The following is a 26,499-nucleotide window of genomic DNA, read 5'->3' as shown; positions in this document are numbered from 1 at the left end:
GGCCGCGCCGGACAAGCCGGCCGCGCCGGACAAGCCGGCCGCGCCGGACAAGCCGGCCGCGCCGGACAAGCCGGCCGCGCCGGACAAGCCGGCCGCGCCGGACAAGCCGGCCGCACGGGCACGGGGCCCGCGCGGCGGCATGACAGGCGGCGTGGCCGGGTGACGGTCCGGGGTCAGAAGTCGGCCGTCGTGCGCTCTTCGAGCCGGGCCACCGATTCCTGGGCGTAGGCCTTCTCGTAGGCGTCGCGGATCCGCTCGATCCGGACACCGCGTACACGGGCCTCGGACGCGGGGTAGAGCAGGGTCAGTTCGTAGCTGCGCTCCCGTTCGATGACCCCGCGGGAGTCCCGCCACTGCCCCCGGCCGCCCTGGATGGTCAGCCCGTTCGGGAAGCGCGGCGTGACCTCCTCGTCGACGAACGCCATGAACTGCCGATCGGTCACATCCGGTCCGCCGTCGGGGCGTTCGGTGCCGAAGAGAAGCCGGGTCTCGATGTATGCCTTCCCGCGCGTGGCGAGGGCCGAGGCCGTGGAGCGGGAGGCCGCGGGGACTTCGTCGCCCAGTGTGGCGGACGCGACGGGCGAGCCCACGGCCAGTACGGACAGGGTGACGGCGGCCGTCGTCAGTACGGTGCGCTTCCGCGGGCCGGTGCGGCCCTGCGGATCGGCGGAGCGGTGGATGCGGGGCAAGGCGGTGACCTTCTTTCGGGCCTGGGTCCGGGCCGGGGGGAGAGGAGGCGAGGACGGGGTCGGGTCCGTACCCGGGGCGCCGCAGGAGTGCCCGCGGAACGGGGGGCGGACGTGCGGGCCTCACTGTGACAAGCGGCCCCCGCCGGACAGCGGCAAGGACATGGGCGTCCGGTGGAAACCACCCGTACGGATCGGTCCGGAACGCGGGCGAGATCCAGCTGCGCCCGGGGTGCGGGCCGCCATATTCGCCCCACGACCACGGGGCCCGACCGGATCGATCCGGAGCAACTGCATCCCCCGCCCGGCCGTCACCACATCACCGTCGTGGAGGCGGACCGGACCGCGTACCGGCCGGGCAGTGCCCGCTGGATCGCTCGGTCGCTCGGGCACGTCGGTGGGTCCGGGCCACCTCGACACCCGGATCGGCCTGACCGCGACGCTGCCGGCCCGAGCTGCCGAAACAGCGGAACGGGCCCTGTGATAACCGTTTGTTCGGACCGGATCGGCGCTGTTAGGTTCCGGGATGTGGCGAAACTCAATCAGATCATCGCAGTGGAGAAGGGCGTCAAGTCCAAGGCTCACCAGGACCTGACGGCGGCCCATCACGGCCTCCAGAAGACCGGTCTGCTGGCCGGGATCTCCCGGACGTACCAGCCGAAGGACGAGGAGGGCGAGCAGCTGCCACCCGAGTCGACACTGGTGCAGATCAAGGCCGAGGACGTGCTGCGGGAAACCGCGGCGACCCTGACCCGGCTCTTCGATGTGACCGCCACGAAGGACTGGGCGAACTGCTCGGCCCGCGCCGACGTCAAGGTCGACGGCCGGGTGCTGGTGAGCGACGTGCCCGTCTCGTACCTGCTCTTCCTGGAGAAGCAGCTGACGGACCTCAACACCTTCATCCGCAAGCTGCCCGTGCTCGACGCCGCGGAGGCCTGGACCCAGGACCCGTCGACCGACTCCTGGAAGACCGAGCCGGTCCGGACGCTCCGTACCAAGAAGGTGCCCCGCAACCACGTGAAGGCGGAGGCCACCGACAAGCACCCGGCGCAGGTCGAGGTGTACTACGAGGACATCCCGATCGGGTACTGGACGACCGTGAAGTTCTCCGGCGCCCTCCCCGCACGGCGCGTCAACGAACTGCTGGACCGGGTGGAGAAGCTCCAGCAGGCCGTGAAGTACGCCCGTGAGGAGGCCAACGGCGCGGACGTCACCGACCAGCGGGTGGGTGATGCGGTATTCGGTTACCTCTTCGGGTGACCGACCATTGATTCCCCGGCCGACCAATTTCGGCCGGGGTGCGCCAGGAGCGCAAGCTGAAACTGAAGCTTGTCGTGACGACGCGGTTCCAGTGGAGGTTCGAGTCCTCCCCCCGGCACTCCGTGCGCCCCGGCGCACGAACGGGCCGGGGTGGCCCAAATGGTAGAGGCAGACCGCGATCAATCTCAGACTCTTGCTCCAGACTCAGCATTCGTCACCCATCGCCGAATCAAACGGGCCCGTGCCCACGGGCGTCGAGATGCCGGTTCGACTCCGGCTCGCAGAGCTTCGATCTGCGGTCGTCTAAAGGCAGGACGCGGCGACATCAACCTGACACGGGTCCTTAAAAGTGTCGGCGTGCCGTACGGGTGACACACCAGGGCTCGGGGGCCGGCTACGCCCCCGGGCCCGCTCCTGTTTCTGCCGGCCCGCCCTTCACCCGATCGCGGGCAGCGACACCCCGCGCCCCGCGAAGAAGCGCTCGAAGTCGGACAGCACCAGCTCCGCGGCCCGGGTCCGCGCCGTCGTCCCCGACGGGTTGTGGAAGTGGACGCCCGCCCCGTCGGCCGTACGGGACGTCAGCAGCACCAGATGCCCGCCCCGCCCCGGAGCCGGCCGCCCGGGGTACCGGATGCCGTAGTGCACCGAGGCCATGACCGTACGGCCGCCGTCCAGCAGACCGAGGATCTCCTCCAGCGAGAGACGGCGGTGCACCGTCGCGTCCATGCCGTGCACCTCGCGTGCGTACGCGGCGAAGGGGGCGTAGATCAACCCCCGGATCTCCCCCTGCCCGTCCTCGGTGTACGCGCCGTATCCGAGCGCCCCGTCGCGCAGTGCGAACAGGGAAGGAGCTCCGGCGCCGAGTGCCATGCGCAGACAGGTCATACCGCACAGATGGCCCGCCCAGCGCGCGTACTCGGCCGGTGACTCCGCGCCCGACTCCGCCCAGGCCGGGTCGGTGGCCGGATCGACTCCGTCCTCGACGATCGGGCCGACCAGCCCGGACGAGGCGAACTGGGTGTGGACGGGAAAGCGGCAGGCGGAGCAGGTCACAGGGGGCATCCGATCACTGGCGGTATCCGATCAGGAAGCGGCCGATGCGGCTGATCGCCGCGTCGAGATCGTCAGCGTACGGGAGCGTGAGGATCCGGAAATGGTCGGGCCGCGGCCAGTTGAAGCCGGTGCCCTGCACGACCTGGATCTTCTCCCGCAGCAGCAGATCCAGCACGAACTTCTCGTCGTCGACGATCCGGTGCACCTTCGGGTCGATGCGCGGGAACGCGTACAGCGCGCCCTTCGGCTTCACGCACGACACCCCCGGGATCTCGTTCAGCTTCTCCCAGGCCCGGTTGCGCTGCTCGTACAGCCTGCCCCCGGGCGCGACCAGCTCCCGGATCGACTGCCGGCCGCCGAGCGCGGCCTGAATGGCGTACTGCGCGGGCGCGTTGGGACACAGCCGCATGGAGGCGAGCGTGGTCAGCCCCTCCAAGTAGTTGCGGGCGTGCTGCTGCGGACCGGAGACCACCATCCAGCCGGAGCGGAAACCCGCCACCCGGTACGTCTTCGACAGGCCGCTGAAGGTGAGGCAGACCAGGTCGGGAGCGAGGGCCGCCACACTGTGGTGCTCGGCGTCGTCGTACAGGATCTGGTCGTAGATCTCGTCGGCGAACACCATCAGGCCGTGCCTGCGCGCCAGATCGAGGATGCCTTCGAGGATCTCGCGCGGGTAGACGGCACCGGTCGGATTGTTCGGGTTGATGATCACGACGGCCTTGGTGCGGTCGGTGATCTTCGAGGCCATGTCGGCGAGATCGGGGTTCCAGTCCGACGCCTCGTCACAGGTGTAGTGCACGGACCTGCCGCCCGCGAGGGTCACCACCGCGGTCCACAACGGGTAGTCGGGGGACGGGACGAGCACCTCGTCGCCGTCCTCCAGCAGCGCCTGGACGGCCATCGAGATCAGCTCGGAGACGCCGTTGCCGAGGAAGATGTCGTCGACCCCGACATCCGGCAGCCCCATCGCCTGGTAGCGCTGCGCCACGGCCCGGCGGGCGGACAGGATGCCGCGCGAATCCGTGTAGCCATGGGCCTGCGGAAGCATCCGGATCATGTCCTGGACGACCTCCTCCGGCGCCTCGAAACCGAAGAGCGCGGGGTTGCCCGTGTTGAGCCGGAGCACGCTGTGGCCCGCCTCCTCCAGGGCGTTGGCGTGCTCGATGACCGGGCCCCGGATCTCGTAACAGACCTCGTTGAGCTTGCTGGACTGCCGGAATTCCATGCGGTGGCCTCCCCGACCTGATTGCGATACTTGGTTTTACCAAGCTCGGGCTTGGAAAGTCCAACAACATGTCTAGACTGCGTCGCATGCCACGTCAGCAACAGCCCGCAACACGCCCGGTCCGCCGCCGGAGCTACGACCAGTTCTGCGCCACCGCACGCGCCCTCGATTCCGTGGGCGACCGATGGACCCTGCTGATCGTCCGTGAACTGCTGGCGGGCCCCCGCCGCTACACCGACCTGCACGCCGACCTTCCGGGCGTCAGCACGGACGTGCTCGCCTCCCGGCTCCGGGACATGGAGCAGAACGGCCTCGCCACCCGCCGCCGGCTCCCGCCGCCCGCCGCCGCCTCGGTCTACGAACTCACCGAGCGCGGCCACGGACTGATGCCGGTGCTCGCCGCGCTCGCCGAGTGGGGCGCGCCCGCGCTCGCCGAGCGACGCCCGACCGACGCGGTGCGGGCCCACTGGTTCGCGCTTCCGCTGTTGCGTGCGCTGGACGGGCCTGCCTACTCCGGGGTCGTCGAAGTGCACCTGGACGAGGGCGAGTTCCATGTGCGCGCCGGTGGAGCGCAGGACGGGGAGACGGTGTACGGGGACGGCCCCGCCGACCGTGCCGACGCCCGTATCGCGCTGGACGTCGAGGTCTGCCTGGAGCTCGCGCGCGGCGGGCTGACCCTCGCGGAGGCCGTCGAGGGCGGCCGTGTCGAGGTGTCGGGCGACGGGCCGCTCGCCGCCGCGCTGCGAGGCGAGTGACAGGGGCGGCAGGGGGAGTGAGCTGGGGTGCGCCCCCGCCGTGTGAGCCCGCCGCGCCGGCTTCCACGTGGAACATGGGAACCCGTCGGTCCGGGATGATCGCCGGACGCCGAGGCGGAGGAGCCGGGTGTGCGCGGTGGTGGGCAGCGGAGGAACTGCTGGTGGTGGTGGGCGGGCCGGGGGAGGTCGGCGAAGGCCCTGGTCCTGGTGGGCTGTGTGGCCGTGCTCGGCCTCGTGCGGCCGACGGACGTCGCCACCCCGGGCGGCGGAGTGAGCGGCACGGTGCTCGCGAAGGGCACATCGGCGGGGAAGCTGGAGGTGCGCACGCCGGACGACCGCACCGATGTGACCTTCCGGAGCATCACGGTCGAGCCGGGGGGTTCCACCGGCTGGCACACCCATCGCGGGCCGCTGGTCGCCGTCGTCGAGTCCGGGACGCTGACGCGCACTCTGGACGACTGCTCGGTCGAGGAGACGCCCGCGGGCTCGTCGTTCATCGAGCCGTCCGGGGCCGGCCACCGGCACATCGGACGCAACCTGGGCGGCGAACCCGTCGTGCTGTGGGTGACCTATCTGCTGCCGGAGGGCAGTGAACTCTCCGACGACGCCGAGGCGGTGGACTGCGGCGCAGGGGAACGGCACGCACCGCAGTCCACCGGTAGCGCCGGGCCGGCCGTCAGTGGGCGAGCGTCTCCCCGTAGGCCCCGAAGCCGGAGATCACCAGGCCGTCGCGGAAGACCAGCACCTCGCTGACCCGGCCGCCGATCTGGTTGCGGTAGTCGATCACCAGGGCGTGGACACTCACCCGGACGTCCATCAGCTCGAACTTCAGCTCGGGGATGCGCTCCAGGCCTGTCGCCCAGTACGCGCGCAGCGCCTCCTTGCCGTGCACCGTGCCGGAGGTGTCACCGGTCAGCCGGGCGATGACGGGCGAACTGAACGTCACGTCGTCGTGATAATGCGTCAGAATGCGGTCCAGATCGTGGGAGTTCCAGCCGTCCAGCCACTCGGCGGCGAACGTGCGGGCGAATTCGAGGTCCATGGGGAAGATCGTAGGAGGCGGACCCGGCGCGGACGGAGCGTTTCCGGATGACGGGAGACAGCGGCCGACGACAGGAACGACGGGAGAGAGAGTGGCCATGAACAGGGAGATGCCGCAGGACGGGACGGATACGGGCGGACTCGACCCGGCGCGGCGCGCCGCGTTCGCGCGGGAGCTGCTGCGGGCGCTCACCGCGTCCTGCCCCGGTTCGCGGGCGGAGCTGCGGGGCTCGCTCGCCCGCGGAACGGCGGACGAGTACAGCGACATCGACATCGCCTGGACGGTGCCCGACGACCGGTTCGACGCCTGCCTAGACGCCGTCCCCGAGGTGCTCGGCGCGGTGGTGCCGCTGGACTCCCTCCGTACGGACCCCGATTCGCGGAACTCCCGTGAGCGGCGGCTGCTCTTCGCCGCCTTCCGCGGGCTTCCGCTCTTCTGGCGGGTGGATCTGGAGGTCGTGCGGCGCGCGGGTCCGGAGGTCGTGCGGCGCGGAAATCCGGAGGGTGCGTCAGCACCGGTCGCCGGCCGGACCGGACCTGACCGGGGCGATCCGGCGGCGCACGGCGACGACTGGTCGAGGCCGGCGAGTGCGCTGGCCAACGCGGTCGCCGCGACGAAGGCCGTACTGCGCGGTCAGCCGGAGAACGCCCGGGGGCTGCTGGAGCGCGGCTTGCGGCGCATCGACGAGCCGGCAGCGGTGTCCGGGCGCTGGCGCGCCGACATCCGCAGGCTCGCCGAGGCGGCGGCCGGGCGCGAACCGGAGCTGCGCCCCCTCGCCGACCGGGTGCTGGGCCTCGCCGAGAGCCACCGGGCACAGCTCATGTGGTGGTCGTTCCCCGCCGACGTACGCGAGCGGGTCGACGAACTGGTCCTGGCGGGACGGAACATCCAGGCCGTCGGGGCGATGCGGGAGAGCGGCGTCGAACCCCGTCCGGAGCTGCACGCGTGCGTGGAGGTGCTGGACGGGCGCCACCGGGCGCTCGCCGACCGCATACCGCCCCCGGTCCGCCCGGACGTGGACACCATGGCCGCCGCCGCCCGCGCTCTGCCCCGCGATCCGGTGGCCGTCGAGGCGGTCTGGGACGGCGACACCCGGGGCTGGATCGTGGTGCTGACCGCCGTCCTGGCCGGGCCGTGGGAGAGCGTCGACCTGGACGGCTTCCGGATCGGCGCGGCCGGGACCGGCGAGGCGTCGCGGACCGGCCGGGAACTGGCGGAGCGGCTCGGCGTCCCGTTCCGCTTCGCGAGCCCCGACGAACCCGACGAGGACGCCCCTCGCTGGTGGGACGCCAGGCACTGAGCGGGAGGCCCGGGGCGACGGCGGCCCCGGAACGACGGCGGGCCCGGGGGTGGTGGCGGCCCCGGGCGATGATGGGCGGGTGCGATTCGAAGCGATCACCTGGGAGCGGCTGGCCGAAGCCATCGCCGCACGGACCGACACCCTGGAACCCGCCGACGGCGGCCCCTGGCTGAAGGTCGCGGTCGACGGCGCTCCGGCGGCCCGCACCGGGGAGCCGGCCGAGCGCGTCGCACAGGCGCTGCGGGTCAGGGGCCGCGCGGTACTGGTCGTGTCCACCGAGGGTTTCCTGCGGCCGGCGAGCCTCCGGTACGAGTACGGCAAGGAGGACCCGGACTCGTACCACGACAGCTGGTTCGACACGGGTGCGCTGTGGCGCGAGGTCTTCGGGCCGCTGGAGGCCGGCGGGAGCGGGCGGGTGCTGCCCGATCTGTGGGATCCGGTGACCGACCGGGCCACACGCAGCCCGTATCTGCCACTGCCCGAGGGCGGGGTGCTGGTGGTGCACGGGCCGCTGCTGCTGGGGCGCTGGTTCCCGTTCGACCTGAGCGTCCATCTGCGGCTGTCGCCGGGCGCGCTGCGCCGCCGTACCGAGGAGGCGGAGCGCTGGACACTGCCCGCCTTCGCGCGGTACGAGGACGAGGCGGCGCCCGGCGACCACGCGGACGCGGTCGTGCGTGCCGACGATCCGCTGCACCCGGCCTGGACCGGGTGGCGTGGGGCGGAAGGCTGACGGCACGGGCGAGGACCGGGCCTTCGGCCGTACTCAGGGGCCCGGACGGCCGCCCACGGTGGTGACCGCCTCCGCGCCCGCCCGGCACCCCGCCGCCGCGGCCGAAGCGGCGTCCGCACCCGCCAGCCGCGCCGCGAGAAGGCCGCCGGTGAACGCGTCGCCCGCACCCGTCGAGTCCACCGCCCCGCGCACCTGAACCGCCGGGACGCGCCCGGTCACCGTACCGGCGGCGGCGAGCAGGGCTCCGCGCTCGCCGAGCGTGACGACCACCCGGCCCACCTGGAGGCTCAACTTGGCCGCGGCATCGGCCGGTTCGGGCAGTCCGGTGAGCAGCCGGGCCTCGTCCGCGTTGGGCAGCAGCAGATCGACGCCCTCCACGGCGGACAGGAACCGGTCGGCGCCCAGCTCGGCGAGGAAGCCGGCCGAGGCCGGGTCGACGCTCACCGGGATCCGCCGCGACCGCGCCTCCCGCAGGGCGAGCAGGGCCGTCGCCCGGCTCGTCGCCGCGAAGAGAAGGTAGCCGGAGAGATGGAGATGGGCGACGCCGTCCAGCATCGCCGGTGACCAGTCGTCGGGGGAGAGGCGGAGCACGGCCCCGCTGTCGGTGAGGAAGGTGCGCTCGGCGGTGGAATCGACGAGCGCGACGACGGTGGCGGTCGGAGCCTCCTCGTCCACGGCCAGCAGCGCGCGCACCCCTGCCCGGCGCAGCGCGTCCCGGTGCCAGTCCGCGCTGTCGGCACCGACCCTGGCCAGCAGCCGCACATCGGCACATCCCGAACGGGCTGCCCAGCAGGCGACATTGGCCCCCGCGCCGCCGGGCAGGGTACGGATCCGGGCCGAGGTGTCCGTACCGCGGACCAGTGCCGTCGCGTGCCGCGCCACCACGTCCGTGACCACGTCCCCGATGACGAGCAGGCCACCGCCCTTCGTCGCCCCGTCACCGATCGGCACCTGCACCCGGCCGTCGGTCGTCGCCCGGCTGTCGACCGGCATTCCGCGGTCGACTGAGACCCGGCCGTCGGTTGTCGCCCGGCTGTCGACCGGCATCCTGCCGCCGACCGGCACCCGGCCGCCGGTCATCGTCCGGCCGCCGGGCCCGGCCGCGAGGCCGGGTCCTCGGGAGGCCGGGCCGCCCAGGCGCCGGAGATCCGCGCGGCGAGCGACACATTGGCGCGTACGGCCGCCAGATTGGCCTCCAGCGAGGCGCCGCCGGTTCCCCGCATCAGCCGGTCCAGCAGGAACGGTGTGACGGCCTGGCCCACGACGCCACGCTCCCGGCACTCCGCCAGGGCCTCGGCCAGCACCCGGTCGTGGAGTGCCGGATCCAGCTGGTCCGCCACGGGGACGGGGTTGGCGACGACGACCGCGCCCCCGGGCCCGCCGAGCGCGTCCTGGGCCCGCATCACGTCCGCGACCTCCTCGGGCGTCCGCACCGTCCAGTCGACCGGCTCGCCCGAACTGGTCAGATAGAAGCCGGGGAAGAGGCCGGTGCCGAAACCGAGCACGGTGACGCCCAGCGTCTCCAGGCGTTGCAGCGTCGCCGGGACGTCCAGGACCGACTTCACCCCGGCGCACACCACGGTGATCCCGGTCCGCGCCAGGAGCCGGAGATCGGCGGACTCGTCCTGGGCCCGCGTCCACTCGCGGTGTACGCCGCCGAGGCCGCCGGTCGCGAAGACGCGCAGACCGGCGCGCGCGGCCAGGAACGCCGTGGCGGACACGGTCGTCGCCCCGCTCGCGCCCGTCGCCAGCGCCGGAGCCAGGTCCCGGTGCCCCAGTTTCCGCATCCCGGGGTCCGTGGCGACCCGCTCCAACTGGGCTTTGTCCAGGCCGATGTGGGCCCTTCCGTCGAGTACGGCGATCGTCGCGGGCACCGCGCCCGCCGACCGTACGAGCCCTTCGAGTTCCTCGGCGACCCGCAGATTGCGGGGGCGCGGCAGACCATGGGCGATGATCGTCGACTCCAGGGCCACGACGGGGTGGTGCGTGGCGAGGGCCGCTCGTACCTCGGGGGAGAGGGCGGGGGCGCAGGGGTGTGCGCGATGCGACGCGTTGGATGACATGTCCACATCCCTGTCGCAGGCGCGGCCGCCCCAAACGTGCGGCCGGGGCGGCGGACCCGTGCGGCGCGCGCCGGACTGGCCGGGATTCCACTTGCCATTTCGGCGCATCCTGCTGCCGAGCTGTTCCCCGGTGGTCGCTAAGGTGACCGGCCATGACCACATTTGATCAAGCCCCCGCCTCGTTCGCCGTGCACATTCCGGACGCCGAACTCGAACCGGAGCCGCTGGACCCCGAGCAGATCGTCTCGGGCGAGCCCGTGGTGACCGGCAAGGTGCTCTGGGAGTCGCCCGACGGCAAGCAGATACGCGGCATCTGGCAGATCACGCCCGGCGTGGTCACCGACACCGAGGCCAACGAACTCTTCGTGGTCGTCAGCGGACGCGCGACCGTGGCGGTCGAGGGCGGCGCGACGCTGGAGATCGGGCCGGGGGACGCCTGTGTGCTGCGCGAGGGCGACCGCACGACGTGGACGGTGCACGAGACGCTGCGCAAGGCGTACCACATCAGCCTCTGAGGCCCCTCCGGCAACTTCTGAACCCCCGGGAACCTGTAGACCCTCCGGTAACCCCTGAAACCCGCCGGGGCTTCCCCGAGGTTCAGTCGGAAGCCCCGGGCGTGGCCGTGGGCGTGGCCGCGGGCCGGGTCAGCGCCCGGCGCAGTGCCAGCGCTGCCATCGGCAGCAGCAGACAGGCTCCGACCACGTTCAGCCAGCCGTAGCTCGCCCGGGCGACGATGACCCCGGCGACCGCTCCGCCGATGCCCGCCGCCGTGTTCATGGTCAGATCCGACAGACCCTGCACGGCGGCGCGGGCGGGCTGCGGCACGGAGTCGGTGAGCAGCGCCGAACCGGCGACCAGCCCCGCCGACCAGCCGAGACCGAGCGTGAAGAGACCGGCCGCCGTCTGCCCGTGGCTGGGGCCCGCGGTTCCGGCCAGCAGCGCGGCACAGGAGAGCAGACCGACCGCCAGACCGATCACGGCGAGCCGGCCGAAGCGGTCCGAGAGCCAGCCCATCACCGGGGAGAACGCGTACATCCCCGCGATGTGGCCGCTGATGACCAGTCCGATCAGCTGGAGCCCGGCGCCGTGGTGGCCCAGATCGACCGGGGTCATCACCATGATCGAGACCATCGCGGTGTGCGAGACGGCCACCGTCACCAGTGCCAGCCGTGCCATCGGCGAGGCCCGCACCGCCGCGATTCCGGCGCGCAGCGACCGGCCGGCCGGCGAACCGTCGCCCTGCGGCGCCAGCGCCCGCGCCGTGAGCAGCGGGTCCGGTCGCAGCAGCACCCCGACCACCACGGCGGCCAGCAGGAAGATTCCGGCCGCGAAGACGAACGGGCCGGCCTTCTCGGACACCGGGCCGCCCCGGAAGAGACGGCCCACCGGGGCGGCGATGTTCGGCCCGAGGACGGAGCCGATCGTGGTGGCCCAGATGACGGTGGAGATCGCCCGGCCCCGCCGGTCGGGCTCGGCCAGATCCGCGGCGGCGAACCGGGCCTGAAGATTGGCCGAGGACCCGGCGCCGAACCCCGCCATGCCGAGCAGCAGCAACGGGAAGCTGTCCACAAGGGTGGACAGGACCACCAGCCCCGCGCCGAGCGCGCCGATCAGATACGCCAGCACGAGACCGGGACGCCGGCCGCGCGCGGTCATCAGCGCGGCCAGCGGCAGCGAGAGCAGAGCCGTTCCGGTCACCGAAGCGGTCGGGGCCAGACCGGACAGCGCCTCGGAGCCGCTCACCTCGGTGGCCAGCACGGGGGCCAGGGCGATGCCGATGGGCACGCCCAGGCCGCCGAGTATCTGGCTGCCTATGAGCACCGCGGACGTTCTGCGCCGCAGCCCGGGCAGCTCGGCCTCCGAGACCGGGGCGGCGGGGCGGCCGGGCCCGGTGGGGGTGTCAGGTGCATCGAGGGTGTTGGTCACTGGCGCAGTGTGCCAGTCCGTCCACGGGTACGAAACAGGGTCCGGTCCGGGGCCCGGGCCGGACGCGACCGGCACGGCTCCGGGCAGGGCCCGCGACCGCCGGACTCCTGCCGCCCGCCCCGGCGGCCCAGCGGCCCGGGCCGCAAGGCTCCGGCAACCGGCTCAGAACAGCGGTTGGGGCAGCACACCCTCCAGAGCCAGCAGCTGCCGCTTGGTTTCGAGGCCGCCGCCGAACCCACCGAGACCGCCGTCGCTCTCCACCACCCGATGGCACGGCACCACCACCGGCAGCGGATTGGACCCCATGGCCGCCCCGACCGCCTGCGCGGCGCCCGGCTGCCCCACCCGCCCGGCGAGATCCCCGTACCCGACGACCGTCCCGTACGGCACGCCCGTGGCCAGCTCACGGAGCACCTGGCGGTTGAAACCGGAGGTCAGCGACCAGTCCAGATCGAGCGAGAACTCCCGCGACGAGCCCGCGAAATACTCCGCGAGCTGACATATCGGCTCGGCGAGCCGGGCGGAGCCGGGAGACTCCACCGGCTCCGCGCCCAGTCGCGTCCGCAGCTGTTCGACCGCCTTCCCGCGCACCTCGGGACCGGCGTGGAAGAACACGCCCACCAGCCCCTTGCCGGTCGCGGCGAGCAGCAGCGGGCCGATGTCGCTCCCGACGACGGCCCACTCGACAACCCCGTTGCTGTTCATGTGGACCACCGTACGGCCGGCCACTGACAACGGGCCCTGGCGGACGGGCGGGGGCGGACCGGCCGTCCGCCAGGGTCAGCGGGTGGCTTCGCGGACCACGTCGGGGTTGTTGGTGATGATCCCGTCCACGCCGAGGCCCGCCACCTTCGCGGCGGTCGCCGCGTCGTTGACCGTCCAGGTGTTGACCCGGAGCTTCTTGCCGTGCGCGCCCTTCAGGGCGTGCACCGCGTCCACGTAGTCGGCCGAAACCGATGTGTAGGACGGGTTGATCTGGTCGGTGAAGGCCGCGTACGAGGGCAGGTCGGTCACCGAGGGCGTGCCGAGGAAGCCCGTCGTGACGTCCGGGCGCAACTGGTGCACCTTCTTCACGCTGTCCGCGCCGAAGCTCTGGATGACGAGCCTGTTCTTCACGTGCGAACGGTCGAGCCACCCCTTCTGGCGCAGCACCCGCAGGGTCTCCTTCTCGATCCCCGGGTAGATCTCGGGGCTCTTGATCTCCAGGAGCAGCTTCTGCCGGTTGCGCTCGATCCGGTCCAGGTACTGCTTGAGCGTCGGCACCCGGGTCCCGGCGAACTCCGGACCGAACCAGCTGCCCGCGTCCAGCCGGGCGATCTCCGCCGCCGTGAAGTCCTTGACCGCCCACGGAGCCCGGTCCGGGAAGACCTCCTCCGCATCGGTGGTCCGCTTCAGATCGGTGTCGTGCACGACCACCAGCACGCCGTCCTTGGTGAACTGGACATCGTTCTCCACCCAGTCGAAGCCGAGGGCGTCGGCCTTGTCGACGGCGGCCAGGGTGTTCTCCGGCGCGTAGGCCGAGGCACCCCGGTGGGCGAACACGACGGGAGCGGTCCGCTTCGCGCCCGAGGTCCGGGCGCTCACGGTGCTGACGCCGGTGACCGTCGTGGTGTGCCCGACCGCGGTGGTCCGGCCCGTGGTCTGCGTATCGGCGGGCGACATCAGATACGCGCCGGCGCCCATCAGCGCGGCGGCGGAGAGAGCGGCGGTCGCGGTGCGTGCGTACACGGGTACTCCTTGCGTCAGTGTTGCGGACGGGCCGAGAGTGACAGCCGCGCCCCAACAGGGGACAGGCGAAGGATGGCCACAACGTGAACGCGGCCGACGATGCCGGGTAACGGGCCGGATTCCCTCTCGATAAAATGCAGCTCTTCTGTTTGTTTGCCGGGACTCGCGCCTTAGGGTCACCCCGAACCCGGGCTTCCGCGAAGGGCGTACGAGCATGCAGGGCACGATCGACGGTTTCAGCTACGGAGCGGTGACGCCCGTCGCGGCCTTCCTCATGGCCTGCTTGGGTGCGGCCCTCGGACTGCGCTGCACCAACCGCTCGCTGCGTACCGAACGCACCTTCAAGGCAGGCTGGCTGGCCCTCGGCGCGACCTCCATAGGCTCCGGCATCTGGACGATGCACTTCATAGCGATGATGGGCTTCTCCGTGGACGGGGTGAGCATCGGCTACGACATGCCGATCACCTTCGCCAGTCTCGCGGTCGCCGTCGCCATGGTCGGCGTCGGCATCTTCATCGTCGGCTACCGGGGCGCCACCAGGATGGCCCTGGTGACGGGCGGCACGATCACCGGGCTCGGCGTGGCCACCATGCACTACCTGGGCATGGCCGGAATGAGTCTGGACGGACAGTTCGAGTACGACACGGTCACCGTGGCGCTCTCCGTCGTCATCGCCGTGGTGGCCGCGACGACCGCGCTCTGGGCGGCCGTCTCCGTGCACGGGTTCCTGCCAAGCCTCGGGGCCAGCGTCGTCATGGGCGTCGCGGTGAGCGGCATGCACTACACGGGCATGGCCGCGCTCAGCGTCCATCTGCACCCCGACGCCGTCGCGGGGGACGGTTCGAGCGCACCGCTGGTCCCGCTGCTGATCGGACCCGCCTGCTTCCTGATCCTCGCCGCGGTGGTCGTGATGTTCGATCCGCTGATGGTGATGGGCACCCCGGACTGGAACGACCCCGGGGCCCCGGGCGGAGCCGGTCGGAAGCCCGGAATCCCGGCCCAGCGGCAGGTGCCCAGGTTCGGGACGCACGCCGACCCGGCGTCCTTCCACTCCCGGCCGCGCGACCCCGCGCCGCCGGGAGAATGGTGACGCGGCCCCCGCGTCCCGGCTGAGCCGGCCCGGTTGTCAGTGGTGAGCCGTACGGTGGTTCCATGCGGCCCGTTTCGAAGATCGAACGTTCGGTGGCGCCTTTCGAGGTCGTCAGTCCCTACCAGCCCAGCGGCGACCAGCCCGCGGCCATCGCCGAGCTGGAGCGGCGCATCCGCGCGGACGAGAAGGACGTGGTCCTGCTCGGCGCGACCGGCACCGGCAAATCGGCGACCACCGCGTGGATGATCGAGAAGCTGCAGCGCCCCACGCTCGTGATGGCACCGAACAAGACGCTCGCCGCACAGCTGGCGAACGAGTTCCGCGAGCTGCTGCCCAACAACGCCGTCGAGTACTTCGTCTCGTACTACGACTACTACCAGCCCGAGGCGTACGTACCGCAGTCGGACACCTACATCGAGAAGGACTCCTCGATCAACGAGGAGGTCGAGCGGCTGCGCCACTCCGCGACCAATTCGCTGCTCACCCGGCGCGACGTCGTCGTGGTCGCCTCCGTCTCCTGCATCTACGGCCTCGGTACGCCCCAGGAGTACGTGGACCGGATGGTCCAGCTCAAGGTCGGCGACGAGATCGACCGGGACCAGCTGCTGCGCCGCTTCGTCGAGATCCAGTACACCCGCAACGACCTCGCCTTCACCCGCGGCACCTTCCGGGTCCGCGGCGACACCATCGAGATCTTCCCGGTCTACGAGGAGCTCGCCGTCCGCATCGAGATGTTCGGCGACGAGATCGAGGCGCTCTCCACCCTCCACCCGCTCACCGGCGAGGTGATCAGCGAGGACCGGTCGCTCCACGTCTTCCCCGCCAGCCACTACGTCGCGGGCCCCGAACGCATGGAGAAGGCGGTCAGCGGCATCGAGCAGGAGCTGGAGCAGCGCCTCGCCGAGCTGGAGAAGCAGGGCAAGATGCTGGAGGCCCAGCGGCTGCGGATGCGCACCACGTACGACATCGAGATGCTCCGCCAGATCGGCACCTGCTCCGGCGTGGAGAACTACTCGATGCACTTCGACGGCCGCTCGCCCGGCACCGCCCCCAACACCCTCCTCGACTACTTCCCCGAGGACTTCCTCCTCGTCCTCGACGAGTCGCACGTCACCGTGCCGCAGATCGGCGCCATGTATGAGGGCGACGCCTCCCGCAAGCGCACCCTGGTCGACCACGGCTTCCGGCTTCCCTCCGCGCTCGACAACCGCCCGCTGAAGTGGGAGGAGTTCCTGGGCCGGATCGACCAGACCGTCTATCTCTCGGCCACCCCGGGGAAGTACGAGCTGTCCCGTGGCGACGGCTTCGTGGAACAGATCATCCGCCCCACCGGCCTCGTCGACCCGGAAGTGGTCGTCAAGCCCACCGAGGGCCAGATCGACGACCTGGTCCACGAGATCCGTACGCGCGCCGAGAAGGACGAGCGCGTCCTGGTCACCACCCTCACCAAGAAGATGGCCGAGGACCTCACCGACTACTTCCTGGAGCTCGGCATCCAGGTCCGCTACCTGCACAGCGACGTCGACACGCTGCGCCGCATCGAGCTCCTGCGCGAGCTGCGCTCCGGCGAGTACGACGTACTGGTCGGCATCAACCTCCTGCGCGAGGGCCTCGACCTGCCCGAGGTGTCGCTCGTCGCCATCCTCGACGCGGACAAGCAGGGCTTCCTGCGCTCGGGGACGTCCCTGATCCAGACCATCGGGCGAGCCGCCCGAAACGTCTCGGGACAGGTCCACATGTACGCGGACAAGATCACCCCGGCGATGGCGCAGGCCATCGACGAGACCAACCGCCGCCGCGAGAAGCAGATCGCCTACAACACCGAGCGCGGTCTCGACCCGCAGCCGCTGCGGAAGAAGATCAACGACATCGTCGCGACGATCGCCCGCGAGGAGGTCGACACCGAGCAGCTGCTCGGCACCGGCTACCGCCAGGCGAAGGGTGCCAAGGCACCCGTTCCCGCGCTGGGCATCAAGACGGCCGGCTCCAAGAAGGCCAAGGGCGGCGGAGAAACGGTCACCGACCGGCCCGCCACCGAACTCGCCGGGATCATCGAGGAGATGACCGACCGGATGCGGGCGGCGGCCGCGGACCTCCAGTTCGAGGTGGCCGCGCGACTGCGTGACGAGGTCGGTGAGTTGAAGAAGGAACTGCGCCAGATGCGCGAAGCGGGGCTTGCCTGAGCCCGCGGCATCGGGTGTGTTGCAGGACCGACACAAAACGGCCCCGAGCGGGCGCGCCGCCGGCGTGACTGCGTAGGGTGCTGGGAAACCGCGCACGGACGGTTGCGGGGAAAGCGGAGAGGGGACAGCGCGTGACGGTCAATATGACCAAGGGTCAGGCCATCAGCCTGCAGAAGAGCGACGGGGGGACCCTGACCGCGGTGCGGATGGGGCTCGGCTGGCAGGCGGCGCCGCGCCGGGGTCTGTTCGGTTCACGTACACGGGAGATCGACCTCGACGCGTCGGCGGTGCTCTTCGCCGACAAGCAGCCGGTCGACGTGGTCTTCTTCCGTCACCTCGTCAGTGACGACGGATCGGTCAAGCACACCGGGGACAACCTGGTCGGCGGCGCCGGTTCCGGCGGCGACGACGAGGCGATCCTCGTCGACCTGCAGCGGGTGCCGGTCCACATCGACCAGATCGTCTTCACGGTGAACTCCTTCACCGGCCAGACGTTCCAGGAGGTGCAGAACGCCTTCTGCCGCATCGTCGACGAGACCAACGGCCAGGAGCTCGCCCGCTACACGCTGGACGGCGGCGGGCAGTACACCGCCCAGATCATGGCCAAGGTGCACCGGGCGGGGAACGGCTGGCAGATGACCGCGCTGGGCAACCCGGCCAACGGCCGCACCTTCCAGGACCTGATGCCGGCGATCCTGCCGCACCTGTAGGCAGACCCGACCGACGGAGGGTGCCGGGATTCCGGCCCGGCCGGGGATCCCCGGCACCCTCCGAGCCGGTACATGGCAGTATCCGCAGCTCCCGGAGGCATCGGCCGCCGGGAGCTGCGACACATCGCGCCGCACCGCACGCGGCACGACGCGCAACACGCAGCAGCGAATCGTCGAGGGGACAGGGCAATGACGGCCGAGCTGGTCCGGGGGCAGAACCACACCTTGCCCCAGACCCGTCTGGAGATCCGGGTATCGGCCGGCACGCCCGTCGTGGCCGGTGCCATGCTCGGCGACGGGAGCGGCACGGTGCGTGGCACCGAATGGATCGCCCACCCGGGATCGCCCCAGCTCCCCGGGCTCGAAGTGTCCCGGCAGGCCGCCGCCGAACACCGGCTCGCCGTGGACCTCGACGCGCTGCCCGACCCGGTGCACCGGGTCACCGTGCTGCTGGCCCTGCCGACCGGCGTCGGCGGCCCGGTCAGGTTCGGCGCCGTGGCCTCCCCGTTCGTCGCCGTCACCGGGCTCGACGGCACCGAGATCGCCACCTTCACGCTCACCGGCCTGGACACCGAATCCGCGGTCACGGCCCTGGAGCTGTACCGCAGGCAGGGCGCCTGGAAGGTACGCGCGGTCGGCCAGGGCTACGCGGGCGGCCTGGACGCCATGCTCGCCGACCAGGGCGTGCCCCGGGCCGCCGAGCTGGCCCGCTCCATCCAGGACGCGGTCACCCGGGCGATGGCCCGCTCGGTCGCCCCGCCCCCGCCGCGCACCCCGGACGCCGACCGGGTCGCCCCCGGCGCCGGCGCGCCCGGCCCCGTACCGCCCCCGGACAACCGCCGGCCCGCCCCCCAGCCGCCCGAGCCGATCGGGGAGCCCGCCACCCCGCCGCCCGGCGCCACGACGGGCGGGCCCATCGACTACGCGCACCCGCGCCGCCGGTCCGCCGCACCCCCGCCGCCGCCTCCCACCGCGCCGCCCGCCGGGCCGGGCCGTCCCGCACAGCCCGTCGCCGGGGACGCGACCGGCTGGTCCATGGACGAGCGCCTCTACAACCAGATCTGGGGCATGTTCGAGGACCTGGCCCGCACCACCGCCGCCTATCGCAGCGCCGTCGACTTCGCCGAGTCCCGCATGGGCCAGGAGCTCGACCGCGCCCTGTCCGACCCGCGCAGCCGGATCGGCGGCGCGGGGGACCGGGCCCGCGAGGAGGCCCGGGCCAAGCGCGACGAGCTGACCACCCGCGCCCGCGAGGCCCTCGACCGCGACCTCGCCCAGCTCGTCGCCGAGGCCGCCGTGGTGGAACCCGCGCTGCCCGCCGCGTTCGCGGGCTGGGACAACCCCGTCTGGCACGCCTACCGCGTGCCCATGGAGATCCCCATGGCGCTGCGCATCGGCGACCTCCACCTGCCCGAGAACCCCGCCCTGCACATTCCGCTGCTGGTCCGGCTGCCGCTGGAGCGCGGGATGTGGATCGACAGCGGCCGGACGACGTCCGACGCCGCGGCCCTGATGGACAGCGCCCGGCTGCGCAGCCTCGCCATGGAGTGCGCGGTCGCGCACGCGGCCCGGCTGCTGGCGGTCTACCCGGCCGACGAGTTCTCGGTCCATGTCATCGACCCGGCCAGCTCCGCGGCCGGAGCGCTCGCGCCCCTGGTCCGGTCCGGGGCGCTCGCGGGGCCGCCCGCCTCCGGAGCCGGGGGAGTGGCCTCGGTCCTCGCCCATCTCACCCGCCGCGTCGACCTGGTGCAGATGGCGGTCCGGGCCGGTGCCGCCGACTCGCTCCCGCCGGACGTGGACACCGGCGAGCAACTGCTGATCGTCAACGACTTCCCGCACGGCTTCGACGACCGGTCCGTCACCCAGTTGCGCTACCTCGCCGACGAGGGGCCCTCGGTCGGCGTCCATCTGATGATGGTCGCGGACCGGGAGGACGCCAGTGCTTACGGGCCGGTGCTGGACCCGCTGTGGCGTTCGCTGCTGCGCGTCACTCCGGTCGCCGACGACCATCTGGCCGACCCCTGGGTGGGGCACGCCTGGACGTACGAGCCGCCCCGGATGCCGCCCGGCAGCCGGGTCCTGGAGCAGGTGCTCGCCGAGGTGGCGGCCGCCCGCCGCCCCCGCCGCCCCTGAGTGCCGGGCCTACCGGCATCTGATCCTCGCCTCTCTGACCAGCGCTTTTGAAAGATCTTTACCCTCTTCTTTACCTTTCTTTGGTGTTCCCTGTACTGTTCTTTGAACGGAGGGGAGTACTCCCATACGCGACGTACCCGTCAATACGGACCGTGACCGGTCCCGGGGCGCCGGCCCGTGGTGCGCAGTCCGCGCGCCCGGGTGGAAGAGACCTCCGGCAGCGACGACGCTGATCAGTAGCCGTAGCGAACTGCCGGAGGCGCAGTGGACGTTTCATGGACCCTCTGGGTGCTGACCATTCTTGGTCTGTCAGCCCTTATCGCCGTCGACTTCTTCATCGGGCGCAAGCCCCATGACGTGACGACAAAGGAAGCCGGAATCTGGACGATCGTCTGGATCGCGCTGGCCGCCCTCTTCGGGCTCGGCCTGCTGGTCTTCGGCGAGAGCCAGGCCTCGGGCGAGTTCTTCGCCGGCTTCATCACCGAGAAGTCGCTCAGTGTCGACAACCTCTTCGTCTTCGTCCTGATCATGGCGAAGTTCTCGGTGCCCTCGCACCTCCAGCAACGAGTGCTGCTGGTCGGTGTGCTGATCGCGCTGGTGCTGCGGGCGATCTTCATCGCCGCCGGTGCCGCCGTGATCGCCAACTTCTCGTGGGTCTTCTACATCTTCGGCGCGTTCCTGATCTACACCGCCTGGAAGCTCATCCAGGAGGCGCGGGCCGACGAGGAAGAGGAGGAGTTCGAGGAGAACCGTCTCCTCAAGACGATCGAGCGCCGCTTCGGGGTGGCCGACCGCTACCACGGCACCAAGCTCTTCATCCGGAACAACGGCAAGCGCGTCCTGACACCGCTGATGGTCGTCATGCTCGCCATCGGCACCACCGATGTGCTGTTCGCCCTGGACTCCATCCCGGCGATCTTCGGTCTGACCCAGGACCCGTACATCGTCTTCACCGCCAACGCCTTCGCCCTGATGGGGCTGCGGCAGCTGTACTTCCTGATCGGCGGGCTGCTGAAGAAGCTGGTCCACCTCAGCTACGGGCTCTCGGTCATCCTCGGCTTCATCGGGGTGAAGCTGGTGCTGCACGCACTGCACGAGTCCGGAGTGCACGTCCCCGAGATCTCCATCCCGGTGTCGCTCGGCGTCATCTGCGGCGTGCTGGTGATCACCACGATCACCAGCCTCGTCGCCAACAAGAAGCAGGCACAGGCGGACGCCGCCGCGGAAGCGGCGAAGGCCGACGACGCGGACAAGGGTGCCGGCATAGAGGCCTGAGCGGGGGCGGGGGGTACGGGTGCGCGGATCACGCGCCCGTGCCCCCCGCCGTCGTCACCAGCCCCGGGCGCGCCACTCCGGCAGCTGCGGGCGCTCGTCGCCGAGCGTGGTGTCGTGGCCGTGGCCCGGGTAGACCCAGGTCTCGTCGGGCAGCGGGTCGAAGAGCCTGGTCTCCACGTCGTGCAGCAGGCTCACGAACGCCTCGGGGTCCTTGAACGTGTTGCCGATCCCGCCGGGGAAGAGGCAGTCCCCGGTGAACAGGTGAGGGGCGCCGTGCGGGTCGTCGTAGACGAGCGCGATCGAGCCCGGGGTGTGGCCCGTCAGGTGGCGGGCGGTCAGCGCGACCTGTCCGACGCGGATCGTGTCGCCGTCCTCGACGAGCACATCCGTCGGGACCGGGATGCCCTCGGCGTCGTACCGCCCCGCGTAGGTGCGCGCTCCGGTGGCCGCCACCACCTCGCCCAGCGCCTGCCAGTGGTCGCCGTGCCGGTGGGTGGTGACGACGGACGCGATGCCGTCGTCACCGATCAGCCGCAGCAGCGTCGTGGCCTCGGCGGCCGCGTCGATCAGCAGCTGCTCGCCGGTGGCCCGGCAGCGCAGCAGATAGGCGTTGTTGTTCATCGGGCCGACGGCGACCTTGGAGATCATCAGATCCGTCAACTCGTGTACGTCCGCACGCCCGCCGACCTTGACCGCTCCGCTGTACGTCATACGTCTCAGCCTATAGCGGGGGCAGGACGGGAAGCGGGCCGCCTTCGACGGTCAGTGCCGAGCCGTCACGGCGCCCGCAGAGCCAGCCGAGCAGTTCGGGGGCCGTGCCGCGGACCGTGACCGGGCCGCCCTCCGCGCCGCCGCCGGTCGTCCGCACCGGGCCGCCGTCGGCGGTCATCCGCGTGGAGACGACATCGGGGTGTCCGTCGAACCGCTCGGCGAGGAATTCGATCTCGCGGGAGACGAAGTCCTCCGGCAGGTCCTCCAGCTCGTAGCCGACTCCGAGGTCGACATGGTGCAGCTCGACCTCGACCCGGCGGCGGAACGGGATCCGGGAGGCGGAGTCCGTCACGCCGTTGCGCAGGGTGACCGTGCGGGACCAGTCGGCCGGGGTCGCGGCGGCGGCCTGGAGGCGGTCCGCGCTCCCGGCCAGGTCGGTCAGCTGTTCGGGGCGCGGCCGGAGTGCGTCGCGCTCGATGTCGCGGTCGCGGGTTTCGCTGTCTGCGTACATGGGGCGGCCCTGGAGAACATTTACGAGCGCGTCGGCGTTACGAGAGAGGTGCGCAAGGACATGGCCCCGGCTCCAGCCCGGCAATCGCGACGGCAGGGCGAGCGCGGCATCGTCCAATTTCCCGGTGGCGCTGAGCAGTCGATCGGTTGCTTCACGTACGGCGTCCAGGTCGCGCGCATGATCAATCATGGGGCTGAGCCTAGCCTCGCCACTCATTCGGGTGAAGGAGTCGACAGCCGTCCGTAAATCGAATGTGCGTGCTATACGCTCGGAGTCGAAAGCTTCGTACACCGCTGTGGCGCCCCCCATACCCTGGGACAGGGGCTCAGTTCCCCCATTTCTCTCCAGAAAGGTGCGGACCGGCGTGACCGACCGTCTCATCGTCCGTGGCGCTCGCGAGCACAACCTCAAGAACGTCTCGCTCGACCTCCCGCGCGACTCCCTCATCGTCTTCACCGGGCTCTCCGGGTCGGGCAAGTCGTCCCTCGCGTTCGACACGATCTTCGCCGAGGGCCAGCGGCGCTACGTGGAGTCGCTCTCCTCGTACGCCCGCCAGTTCCTCGGCCAGATGGACAAGCCGGACGTCGACTTCATCGAGGGCCTCTCGCCCGCCGTCTCCATCGACCAGAAGTCGACCTCGCGCAACCCGCGCTCGACGGTCGGCACCATCACCGAGGTCTACGACTACCTCAGGCTGCTCTTCGCCCGGATCGGCAAGCCGCACTGCCCGGAGTGCCGCCGACCCATCTCGCGCCAGTCGCCGCAGGCGATCGTCGACAAGGTGCTCGGCCTGCCCGAGGGCAGCCGTTTCCAGGTGCTCTCGCCGCTGGTGCGCGAGCGCAAGGGCGAGTTCGTCGATCTCTTCGCCGATCTGCAGACCAAGGGTTACAGCAGGGCGCGGGTCGACGGCGAGACCATCCAGCTCTCCGAGCCGCCCAAGCTGAAGAAGCAGGAGAAGCACACCATCGAGGTGGTCATCGACCGCCTCACGGTGAAGGACAGCGCCAAGCGCCGGCTGACCGACTCGGTCGAGACCGCGCTCGGGCTCTCCGGCGGCATGGTCGTGCTCGACTTCGTCGACCTCCCCGAGGACGACCCCGAGCGTGAGCGGATGTACTCCGAGCACCTCTACTGCCCGTACGACGACCTCTCCTTCGAGGAGCTCGAACCGCGCTCCTTCTCCTTCAACTCGCCCTTCGGCGCCTGCCCCGACTGCACGGGTATCGGCACGCGGATGGAGGTCGACCCGGAGCTGATCGTCCCCGACGAGGAGAAGTCGCTCGACGAGGGCGCGATCCACCCCTGGTCGCACGGCCACACCAAGGAGTACTTCGGCCGGCAGATCAGCGCCCTCGCCGACGCCCTCGGATTCCGTACGGACATCCCCTGGGCCGGGCTGCCGCAGCGTGCCAAGAAGGCCCTGCTCCACGGCCACAAGATCCAGACCGAGGTCCGCTACCGCAACCGCTACGGGCGGGAGCGCGCGTACACCACGCCCGCCTTCGAAGGCGCGGTGCAGTTCGTCAAGCGGCGGCACTCCGACGCCGAGAGCGACTCCAGCCGGGAGCGCTTCGAGGGCTACATGCGCGAGGTGCCCTGCCCGACCTGTGAGGGCACCAGGCTGAAGCCGATCGTCCTCGCGGTGACGGTGATGGAGAAGTCCATCGCCCAGGTCGCCGCGATGTCGATCAGCGAGTGCGCCGAGTTCCTCGGCCGGATGAAGCTCAACGCCCGCGACAAGAAGATCGCCGAGCGGGTGCTGAAGGAGGTCAACGAGCGGCTGAAGTTCCTCGTCGACGTCGGCCTCGACTACCTCTCGCTCAACCGGGCGGCCGGCACCCTGTCCGGCGGCGAGGCCCAGCGCATCCGGCTCGCCACCCAGATCGGCTCCGGCCTGGTCGGCGTGCTGTACGTGCTGGACGAGCCGTCCATCGGCCTGCACCAGCGGGACAACCACCGGCTGATCGAGACCCTGGTCCGGCTCCGCGACATGGGCAACACGCTCATCGTCGTCGAGCACGACGAGGACACCATCAAGGTCGCCGACTGGGTCGTCGACATCGGCCCCGGTGCCGGTGAGCACGGCGGCAAGGTGGTCCACTCCGGATCCCTCAAGGAACTGCTGGCCAACGGGGATTCGATCACCGGCCAGTACCTGACCGGCAAGAAGCAGATCCCGATGCCGGACATCCGGCGCCCCGTCGACCCGCAGCGCAGGCTCACCGTGCACGGCGCCCGGGAGAACAACCTCCAGGACATCGACGTCTCCTTCCCGCTCGGCCTGCTCACGGCCGTCACGGGCGTCTCGGGTTCGGGCAAGTCGACGCTGGTCAACGACATCCTCTACACCCACCTGGCGCGCGAGCTGAACGGCGCCAAGTCGGTCCCCGGCCGGCACACCCGGGTCGACGGCGACGACCTGGTCGACAAGGTCGTGCACGTCGACCAGTCGCCCATCGGCCGGACCCCCCGGTCCAACCCGGCCACGTACACCGGTGTCTTCGACCACGTCCGCAAGCTGTTCGCGGAGACGATGGAGGCGAAGGTGCGCGGCTATCTGCCGGGCCGCTTCTCCTTCAACGTCAAGGGCGGCCGCTGCGAGAACTGCTCCGGCGACGGCACCATCAAGATCGAGATGAACTTCCTGCCCGACGTGTACGTCCCGTGCGAGGTCTGCCACGGAGCGCGCTACAACCGGGAGACCCTGGAGGTCCACTACAAGGGCAAGTCCATCGCCGAGGTGCTGGACATGCCGATCGAGGAGGGCCTGGAGTTCTTCGAGGCCGTCCCGACGATCGCCCGCCACCTCCGCACGCTCAACGAGGTGGGCCTCGGATATGTGCGGCTCGGCCAGTCCGCGCCGACCCTCTCCGGTGGTGAGGCGCAGCGCGTCAAGCTCGCCAGCGAGCTCCAGAAGCGCTCCACCGGCCGCACGGTCTACGTCCTGGACGAGCCGACCACGGGTCTGCACTTCGAGGACATCAGCAAGCTCATCAAGGTGCTCTCCGGGCTGGTCGACAAGGGCAACTCGGTGATCGTCATCGAGCACAACCTCGATGTGATCAAGACCGCGGACTGGGTCATCGACATGGGCCCCGAAGGCGGCAGCGGCGGCGGTCTGGTCATCGCCGAGGGGACACCGGAGCAGGTCGCCGGGGTTCCGGCCAGCCACACCGGCAAGTTCCTCCAGGGCATCCTGGACCCGGAGCGGGTGAGCGAGGCCGCGGTGCCCGCGGCCCGCAGGCCGGTGCGGAAGGCGGCCGCGAAGAAGGCGGTCGCCGCGAAGTCGGCCCCGGCCAGGAAGACGGCCACGGCCCGGACCGCGAAGTCCGCCACGGCGGCCAAGGCCGCCGGGACCGCGGGCACCGCCAAGACGGCCGCGGCGAAGAAGCCCGCGGCGAAGAAGGCGACCCGCACGCGCAAGGCCTGACGACAGGCCCCGGGGCGGAACAAGGCGGCGGCTCCCGGATCCCCGGGGGCCGCCGCCCCTGCTTCTCCGCCATGCCCGAGCCGCTGACCAGGAACGACCGGCCTCGGGTGGCCCGGCCGCAGGGCCGTCCCGCTCCGCCGGTATCGTCGGTTCTGTCACCGATGGCGCCGATGCCCGCGGTACTGCTGGTACTCGCGGTGCCTCAGCCTTGTCCGGTGCCCATCCGCCCCTTTGACCAGTGGAGACCGCATGTCCGGCCAGCCCGCCGCCCGCCGTACCGTGCTGAAGGGCGCCGCTCTCGCCGGCGCCGCCGGGCTGGGAGTGGCCGCCTGCTCGACCGAGTCGAAGCTCGGCCACGCCGAGACGCCGACACCGATCGCCCCCGTCGAGCTCGGCGCGCCGGACGACATCCCGGTCGGCGGATCCAAGCTCTTCCGCAACGAGCGGGTCATCGTGAACTGCCCGGCCAAGGGCCAGTACAAGGCGTTCAGCGCCCAGTGCACCCACGCGGGCTGCCTGCTGGACAAGGTCGAGGACAACGTGGGTACGTGCCCCTGCCACGGTAGCCACTTCGACACGACGACCGGCAAGGCGATGCGCGGCCCGGCGACCGCGCCGCTGCCCGCGGTCCCGGTCAGGGTCGAGGGCGGCCGGCTGGTCGCGGGCCCCGACGCCTGACACCGGCCGG

At 71.3% G+C, this 26,499-nt stretch carries 24 protein-coding genes, 1 tRNA gene and 1 pseudogene; 15 read left to right on the top strand and 11 right to left on the bottom strand.

Going from position 1 to position 26,499, the window contains the following annotated elements; translation table 11 throughout:
- Positions 1-173: 173 nt before the first annotated feature.
- Positions 174-689 carry a DUF3574 domain-containing protein gene (locus tag ACGF8B_RS13660; RefSeq protein ID WP_392737701.1) on the bottom strand — a complete coding sequence of 172 codons (516 nt, stop codon included), beginning with the start codon at positions 687-689 and terminating at the stop codon, positions 174-176.
- 243 nt (positions 690-932) lie between these two features.
- Here ACGF8B_RS13660 and ACGF8B_RS13655 point away from each other — a divergent pair.
- From ACGF8B_RS13655 to ACGF8B_RS13645, 3 genes and pseudogenes are all read left to right on the top strand, one after another.
- Positions 933-1,060: pseudogene (locus ACGF8B_RS13655) on the top strand (RidA family protein); the annotation flags it as partial.
- A 154-nt stretch (positions 1,061-1,214) separates the two neighbouring features.
- Positions 1,215-1,946 (top strand): hypothetical protein, encoded by a 732-nt coding sequence (locus ACGF8B_RS13650; protein ID WP_124718285.1) that lies wholly within the window; start codon positions 1,215-1,217, stop codon positions 1,944-1,946.
- 32 nt (positions 1,947-1,978) lie between these two features.
- Positions 1,979-2,064 (top strand) — tRNA-OTHER (locus ACGF8B_RS13645).
- 317 nt (positions 2,065-2,381) lie between these two features.
- Here ACGF8B_RS13645 and ACGF8B_RS13640 read toward each other — a convergent pair.
- Both ACGF8B_RS13640 and ACGF8B_RS13635 read right to left on the bottom strand, forming a co-directional pair.
- The gene (locus ACGF8B_RS13640; RefSeq protein ID WP_392738336.1) at positions 2,382-2,999 is read right to left on the bottom strand and encodes a peptidase; all 618 of its coding nucleotides are present in this window, start codon (positions 2,997-2,999) and stop codon (positions 2,382-2,384) included.
- 13 nt (positions 3,000-3,012) lie between these two features.
- The gene (locus tag ACGF8B_RS13635; RefSeq protein ID WP_392737699.1) at positions 3,013-4,224 is read right to left on the bottom strand and encodes a pyridoxal phosphate-dependent aminotransferase; all 1,212 of its coding nucleotides are present in this window, start codon (positions 4,222-4,224) and stop codon (positions 3,013-3,015) included.
- An 86-nt stretch (positions 4,225-4,310) separates the two neighbouring features.
- On the opposite strand from ACGF8B_RS13635, the gene ACGF8B_RS13630 reads away from it, so the two are divergent.
- Both ACGF8B_RS13630 and ACGF8B_RS13625 read left to right on the top strand, forming a co-directional pair.
- Positions 4,311-4,979 carry a winged helix-turn-helix transcriptional regulator gene (locus tag ACGF8B_RS13630; RefSeq protein WP_392737697.1) on the top strand — a complete coding sequence of 223 codons (669 nt, stop codon included), beginning with the start codon at positions 4,311-4,313 and terminating at the stop codon, positions 4,977-4,979.
- Positions 4,980-5,108: 129 nt separating this feature from the next.
- Positions 5,109-5,732 (top strand): cupin domain-containing protein, encoded by a 624-nt coding sequence (locus ACGF8B_RS13625; RefSeq protein WP_392737695.1) that lies wholly within the window; start codon positions 5,109-5,111, stop codon positions 5,730-5,732.
- On the opposite strand, the gene ACGF8B_RS13620 is transcribed toward ACGF8B_RS13625, so the two are convergent.
- Complete coding sequence (locus tag ACGF8B_RS13620) at positions 5,656-6,021, bottom strand: nuclear transport factor 2 family protein (RefSeq protein ID WP_392737694.1); 366 nt, start codon at positions 6,019-6,021, stop codon at positions 5,656-5,658. The genes ACGF8B_RS13625 and ACGF8B_RS13620 overlap by 77 nt on opposite strands.
- 97 nt (positions 6,022-6,118) lie before the next feature.
- Here ACGF8B_RS13620 and ACGF8B_RS13615 point away from each other — a divergent pair, with 97 nt between their 5' ends.
- Together ACGF8B_RS13615 and ACGF8B_RS13610 are read left to right on the top strand one after the other, a co-directional pair.
- Positions 6,119-7,321 carry a nucleotidyltransferase domain-containing protein gene (locus ACGF8B_RS13615; protein WP_392737692.1) on the top strand — a complete coding sequence of 401 codons (1,203 nt, stop codon included), beginning with the start codon at positions 6,119-6,121 and terminating at the stop codon, positions 7,319-7,321.
- Positions 7,322-7,400: 79 nt separating this feature from the next.
- Entirely contained in the window at positions 7,401-8,051 is a 651-nt protein-coding gene (locus ACGF8B_RS13610; RefSeq protein WP_392737690.1) for a uridine kinase, read from the top strand.
- Positions 8,052-8,084: 33 nt separating this feature from the next.
- Here the strand turns inward: ACGF8B_RS13610 and ACGF8B_RS13605 are convergent, their stop codons facing one another.
- Positions 8,085-9,044 (bottom strand): carbohydrate kinase family protein, encoded by a 960-nt coding sequence (locus ACGF8B_RS13605; RefSeq protein WP_392737688.1) that lies wholly within the window; start codon positions 9,042-9,044, stop codon positions 8,085-8,087.
- Positions 9,045-9,127: 83 nt separating this feature from the next.
- Positions 9,128-10,114 (bottom strand): pseudouridine-5'-phosphate glycosidase, encoded by a 987-nt coding sequence (locus ACGF8B_RS13600; protein WP_392737686.1) that lies wholly within the window; start codon positions 10,112-10,114, stop codon positions 9,128-9,130.
- A 152-nt stretch (positions 10,115-10,266) separates the two neighbouring features.
- Here ACGF8B_RS13600 and ACGF8B_RS13595 point away from each other — a divergent pair, with 152 nt between their 5' ends.
- The gene (locus ACGF8B_RS13595) at positions 10,267-10,629 is read left to right on the top strand and encodes a cupin domain-containing protein (RefSeq protein ID WP_392737684.1); all 363 of its coding nucleotides are present in this window, start codon (positions 10,267-10,269) and stop codon (positions 10,627-10,629) included.
- An 82-nt stretch (positions 10,630-10,711) separates the two neighbouring features.
- On the opposite strand, the gene ACGF8B_RS13590 is transcribed toward ACGF8B_RS13595, so the two are convergent.
- From ACGF8B_RS13590 to ACGF8B_RS13580, 3 genes are all read right to left on the bottom strand, one after another.
- Positions 10,712-12,040 (bottom strand): MFS transporter, encoded by a 1,329-nt coding sequence (locus ACGF8B_RS13590; RefSeq protein WP_392737683.1) that lies wholly within the window; start codon positions 12,038-12,040, stop codon positions 10,712-10,714.
- Between the two features lie 162 nt (positions 12,041-12,202).
- Positions 12,203-12,745 (bottom strand): methylated-DNA--[protein]-cysteine S-methyltransferase, encoded by a 543-nt coding sequence (locus ACGF8B_RS13585; RefSeq protein ID WP_392737682.1) that lies wholly within the window; start codon positions 12,743-12,745, stop codon positions 12,203-12,205.
- 75 nt (positions 12,746-12,820) lie between these two features.
- Entirely contained in the window at positions 12,821-13,768 is a 948-nt protein-coding gene (locus ACGF8B_RS13580; protein ID WP_392737680.1) for a glycerophosphodiester phosphodiesterase, read from the bottom strand.
- 214 nt (positions 13,769-13,982) lie between these two features.
- Between ACGF8B_RS13580 and ACGF8B_RS13575 the strand changes: the two genes are divergently transcribed.
- The 5 genes from ACGF8B_RS13575 (at position 13,983) to ACGF8B_RS13555 (ending at position 21,159) form a co-directional block, all read left to right on the top strand.
- The gene (locus ACGF8B_RS13575; RefSeq protein ID WP_392737678.1) at positions 13,983-14,858 is read left to right on the top strand and encodes an MHYT domain-containing protein; all 876 of its coding nucleotides are present in this window, start codon (positions 13,983-13,985) and stop codon (positions 14,856-14,858) included.
- Positions 14,859-14,920: 62 nt separating this feature from the next.
- A complete protein-coding gene (gene uvrB / locus ACGF8B_RS13570) occupies positions 14,921-17,041 on the top strand; it encodes an excinuclease ABC subunit UvrB (protein ID WP_392737676.1) in 2,121 nt (706 codons plus the stop codon).
- 131 nt (positions 17,042-17,172) lie between these two features.
- The gene (locus ACGF8B_RS13565) at positions 17,173-17,751 is read left to right on the top strand and encodes a TerD family protein (RefSeq protein WP_124718298.1); all 579 of its coding nucleotides are present in this window, start codon (positions 17,173-17,175) and stop codon (positions 17,749-17,751) included.
- A 189-nt stretch (positions 17,752-17,940) separates the two neighbouring features.
- Positions 17,941-19,884 (top strand): TerD family protein, encoded by a 1,944-nt coding sequence (locus ACGF8B_RS13560; protein ID WP_392737674.1) that lies wholly within the window; start codon positions 17,941-17,943, stop codon positions 19,882-19,884.
- Positions 19,885-20,148: 264 nt separating this feature from the next.
- Positions 20,149-21,159 (top strand): TerC family protein, encoded by a 1,011-nt coding sequence (locus tag ACGF8B_RS13555; RefSeq protein WP_365464727.1) that lies wholly within the window; start codon positions 20,149-20,151, stop codon positions 21,157-21,159.
- Positions 21,160-21,213: 54 nt separating this feature from the next.
- Here the strand turns inward: ACGF8B_RS13555 and ACGF8B_RS13550 are convergent, their stop codons facing one another.
- Both ACGF8B_RS13550 and ACGF8B_RS13545 read right to left on the bottom strand, forming a co-directional pair.
- Entirely contained in the window at positions 21,214-21,870 is a 657-nt protein-coding gene (locus ACGF8B_RS13550) for an MBL fold metallo-hydrolase (RefSeq protein ID WP_392737672.1), read from the bottom strand.
- A gap of 10 nt (positions 21,871-21,880) precedes the next feature.
- A complete protein-coding gene (locus ACGF8B_RS13545; protein ID WP_392737670.1) occupies positions 21,881-22,570 on the bottom strand; it encodes a maleylpyruvate isomerase family mycothiol-dependent enzyme in 690 nt (229 codons plus the stop codon).
- Between the two features lie 175 nt (positions 22,571-22,745).
- On the opposite strand from ACGF8B_RS13545, the gene uvrA reads away from it, so the two are divergent.
- Positions 22,746-25,811 carry an excinuclease ABC subunit UvrA gene (gene uvrA, locus ACGF8B_RS13540; protein ID WP_392737669.1) on the top strand — a complete coding sequence of 1,022 codons (3,066 nt, stop codon included), beginning with the start codon at positions 22,746-22,748 and terminating at the stop codon, positions 25,809-25,811.
- Between the two features lie 249 nt (positions 25,812-26,060).
- Positions 26,061-26,489, top strand: coding sequence for a Rieske (2Fe-2S) protein (locus tag ACGF8B_RS13535; RefSeq protein ID WP_392737667.1), 429 nt, complete (start codon positions 26,061-26,063; stop codon positions 26,487-26,489).
- The last annotated feature ends 10 nt before the right edge of the window (positions 26,490-26,499 follow it).

The sequence above is a fragment of the Streptomyces sp. NPDC047917 genome (genome assembly GCF_043204345.1).
GTDB lineage: Bacteria > Actinomycetota > Actinomycetes > Streptomycetales > Streptomycetaceae > Streptomyces > Streptomyces sanglieri.
This window is presented reverse-complemented; position numbering and strand designations above follow the sequence as displayed.

Coding starts and splice junctions, on each gene's coding strand:
- ACGF8B_RS13595 (WP_392737684.1), top strand. CDS start 10,267: ATGACCACATTTGATCAAGCCCCCGCCTCGTTCGCCGTGCACATTCCG.
- ACGF8B_RS13545 (WP_392737670.1), bottom strand. CDS start 22,570: ATGATTGATCATGCGCGCGACCTGGACGCCGTACGTGAAGCAACCGAT.
- ACGF8B_RS13535 (WP_392737667.1), top strand. CDS start 26,061: ATGTCCGGCCAGCCCGCCGCCCGCCGTACCGTGCTGAAGGGCGCCGCT.
- ACGF8B_RS13600 (WP_392737686.1), bottom strand. CDS start 10,114: ATGTCATCCAACGCGTCGCATCGCGCACACCCCTGCGCCCCCGCCCTC.
- ACGF8B_RS13560 (WP_392737674.1), top strand. CDS start 17,941: ATGACGGCCGAGCTGGTCCGGGGGCAGAACCACACCTTGCCCCAGACC.
- ACGF8B_RS13605 (WP_392737688.1), bottom strand. CDS start 9,044: ATGCCGGTCGACAGCCGGGCGACGACCGACGGCCGGGTGCAGGTGCCG.
- ACGF8B_RS13585 (WP_392737682.1), bottom strand. CDS start 12,745: ATGAACAGCAACGGGGTTGTCGAGTGGGCCGTCGTCGGGAGCGACATC.
- ACGF8B_RS13630 (WP_392737697.1), top strand. CDS start 4,311: ATGCCACGTCAGCAACAGCCCGCAACACGCCCGGTCCGCCGCCGGAGC.
- uvrB (WP_392737676.1), top strand. CDS start 14,921: ATGCGGCCCGTTTCGAAGATCGAACGTTCGGTGGCGCCTTTCGAGGTC.
- ACGF8B_RS13575 (WP_392737678.1), top strand. CDS start 13,983: ATGCAGGGCACGATCGACGGTTTCAGCTACGGAGCGGTGACGCCCGTC.
- ACGF8B_RS13620 (WP_392737694.1), bottom strand. CDS start 6,021: ATGGACCTCGAATTCGCCCGCACGTTCGCCGCCGAGTGGCTGGACGGC.
- ACGF8B_RS13615 (WP_392737692.1), top strand. CDS start 6,119: ATGAACAGGGAGATGCCGCAGGACGGGACGGATACGGGCGGACTCGAC.
- ACGF8B_RS13635 (WP_392737699.1), bottom strand. CDS start 4,224: ATGGAATTCCGGCAGTCCAGCAAGCTCAACGAGGTCTGTTACGAGATC.
- ACGF8B_RS13550 (WP_392737672.1), bottom strand. CDS start 21,870: ATGACGTACAGCGGAGCGGTCAAGGTCGGCGGGCGTGCGGACGTACAC.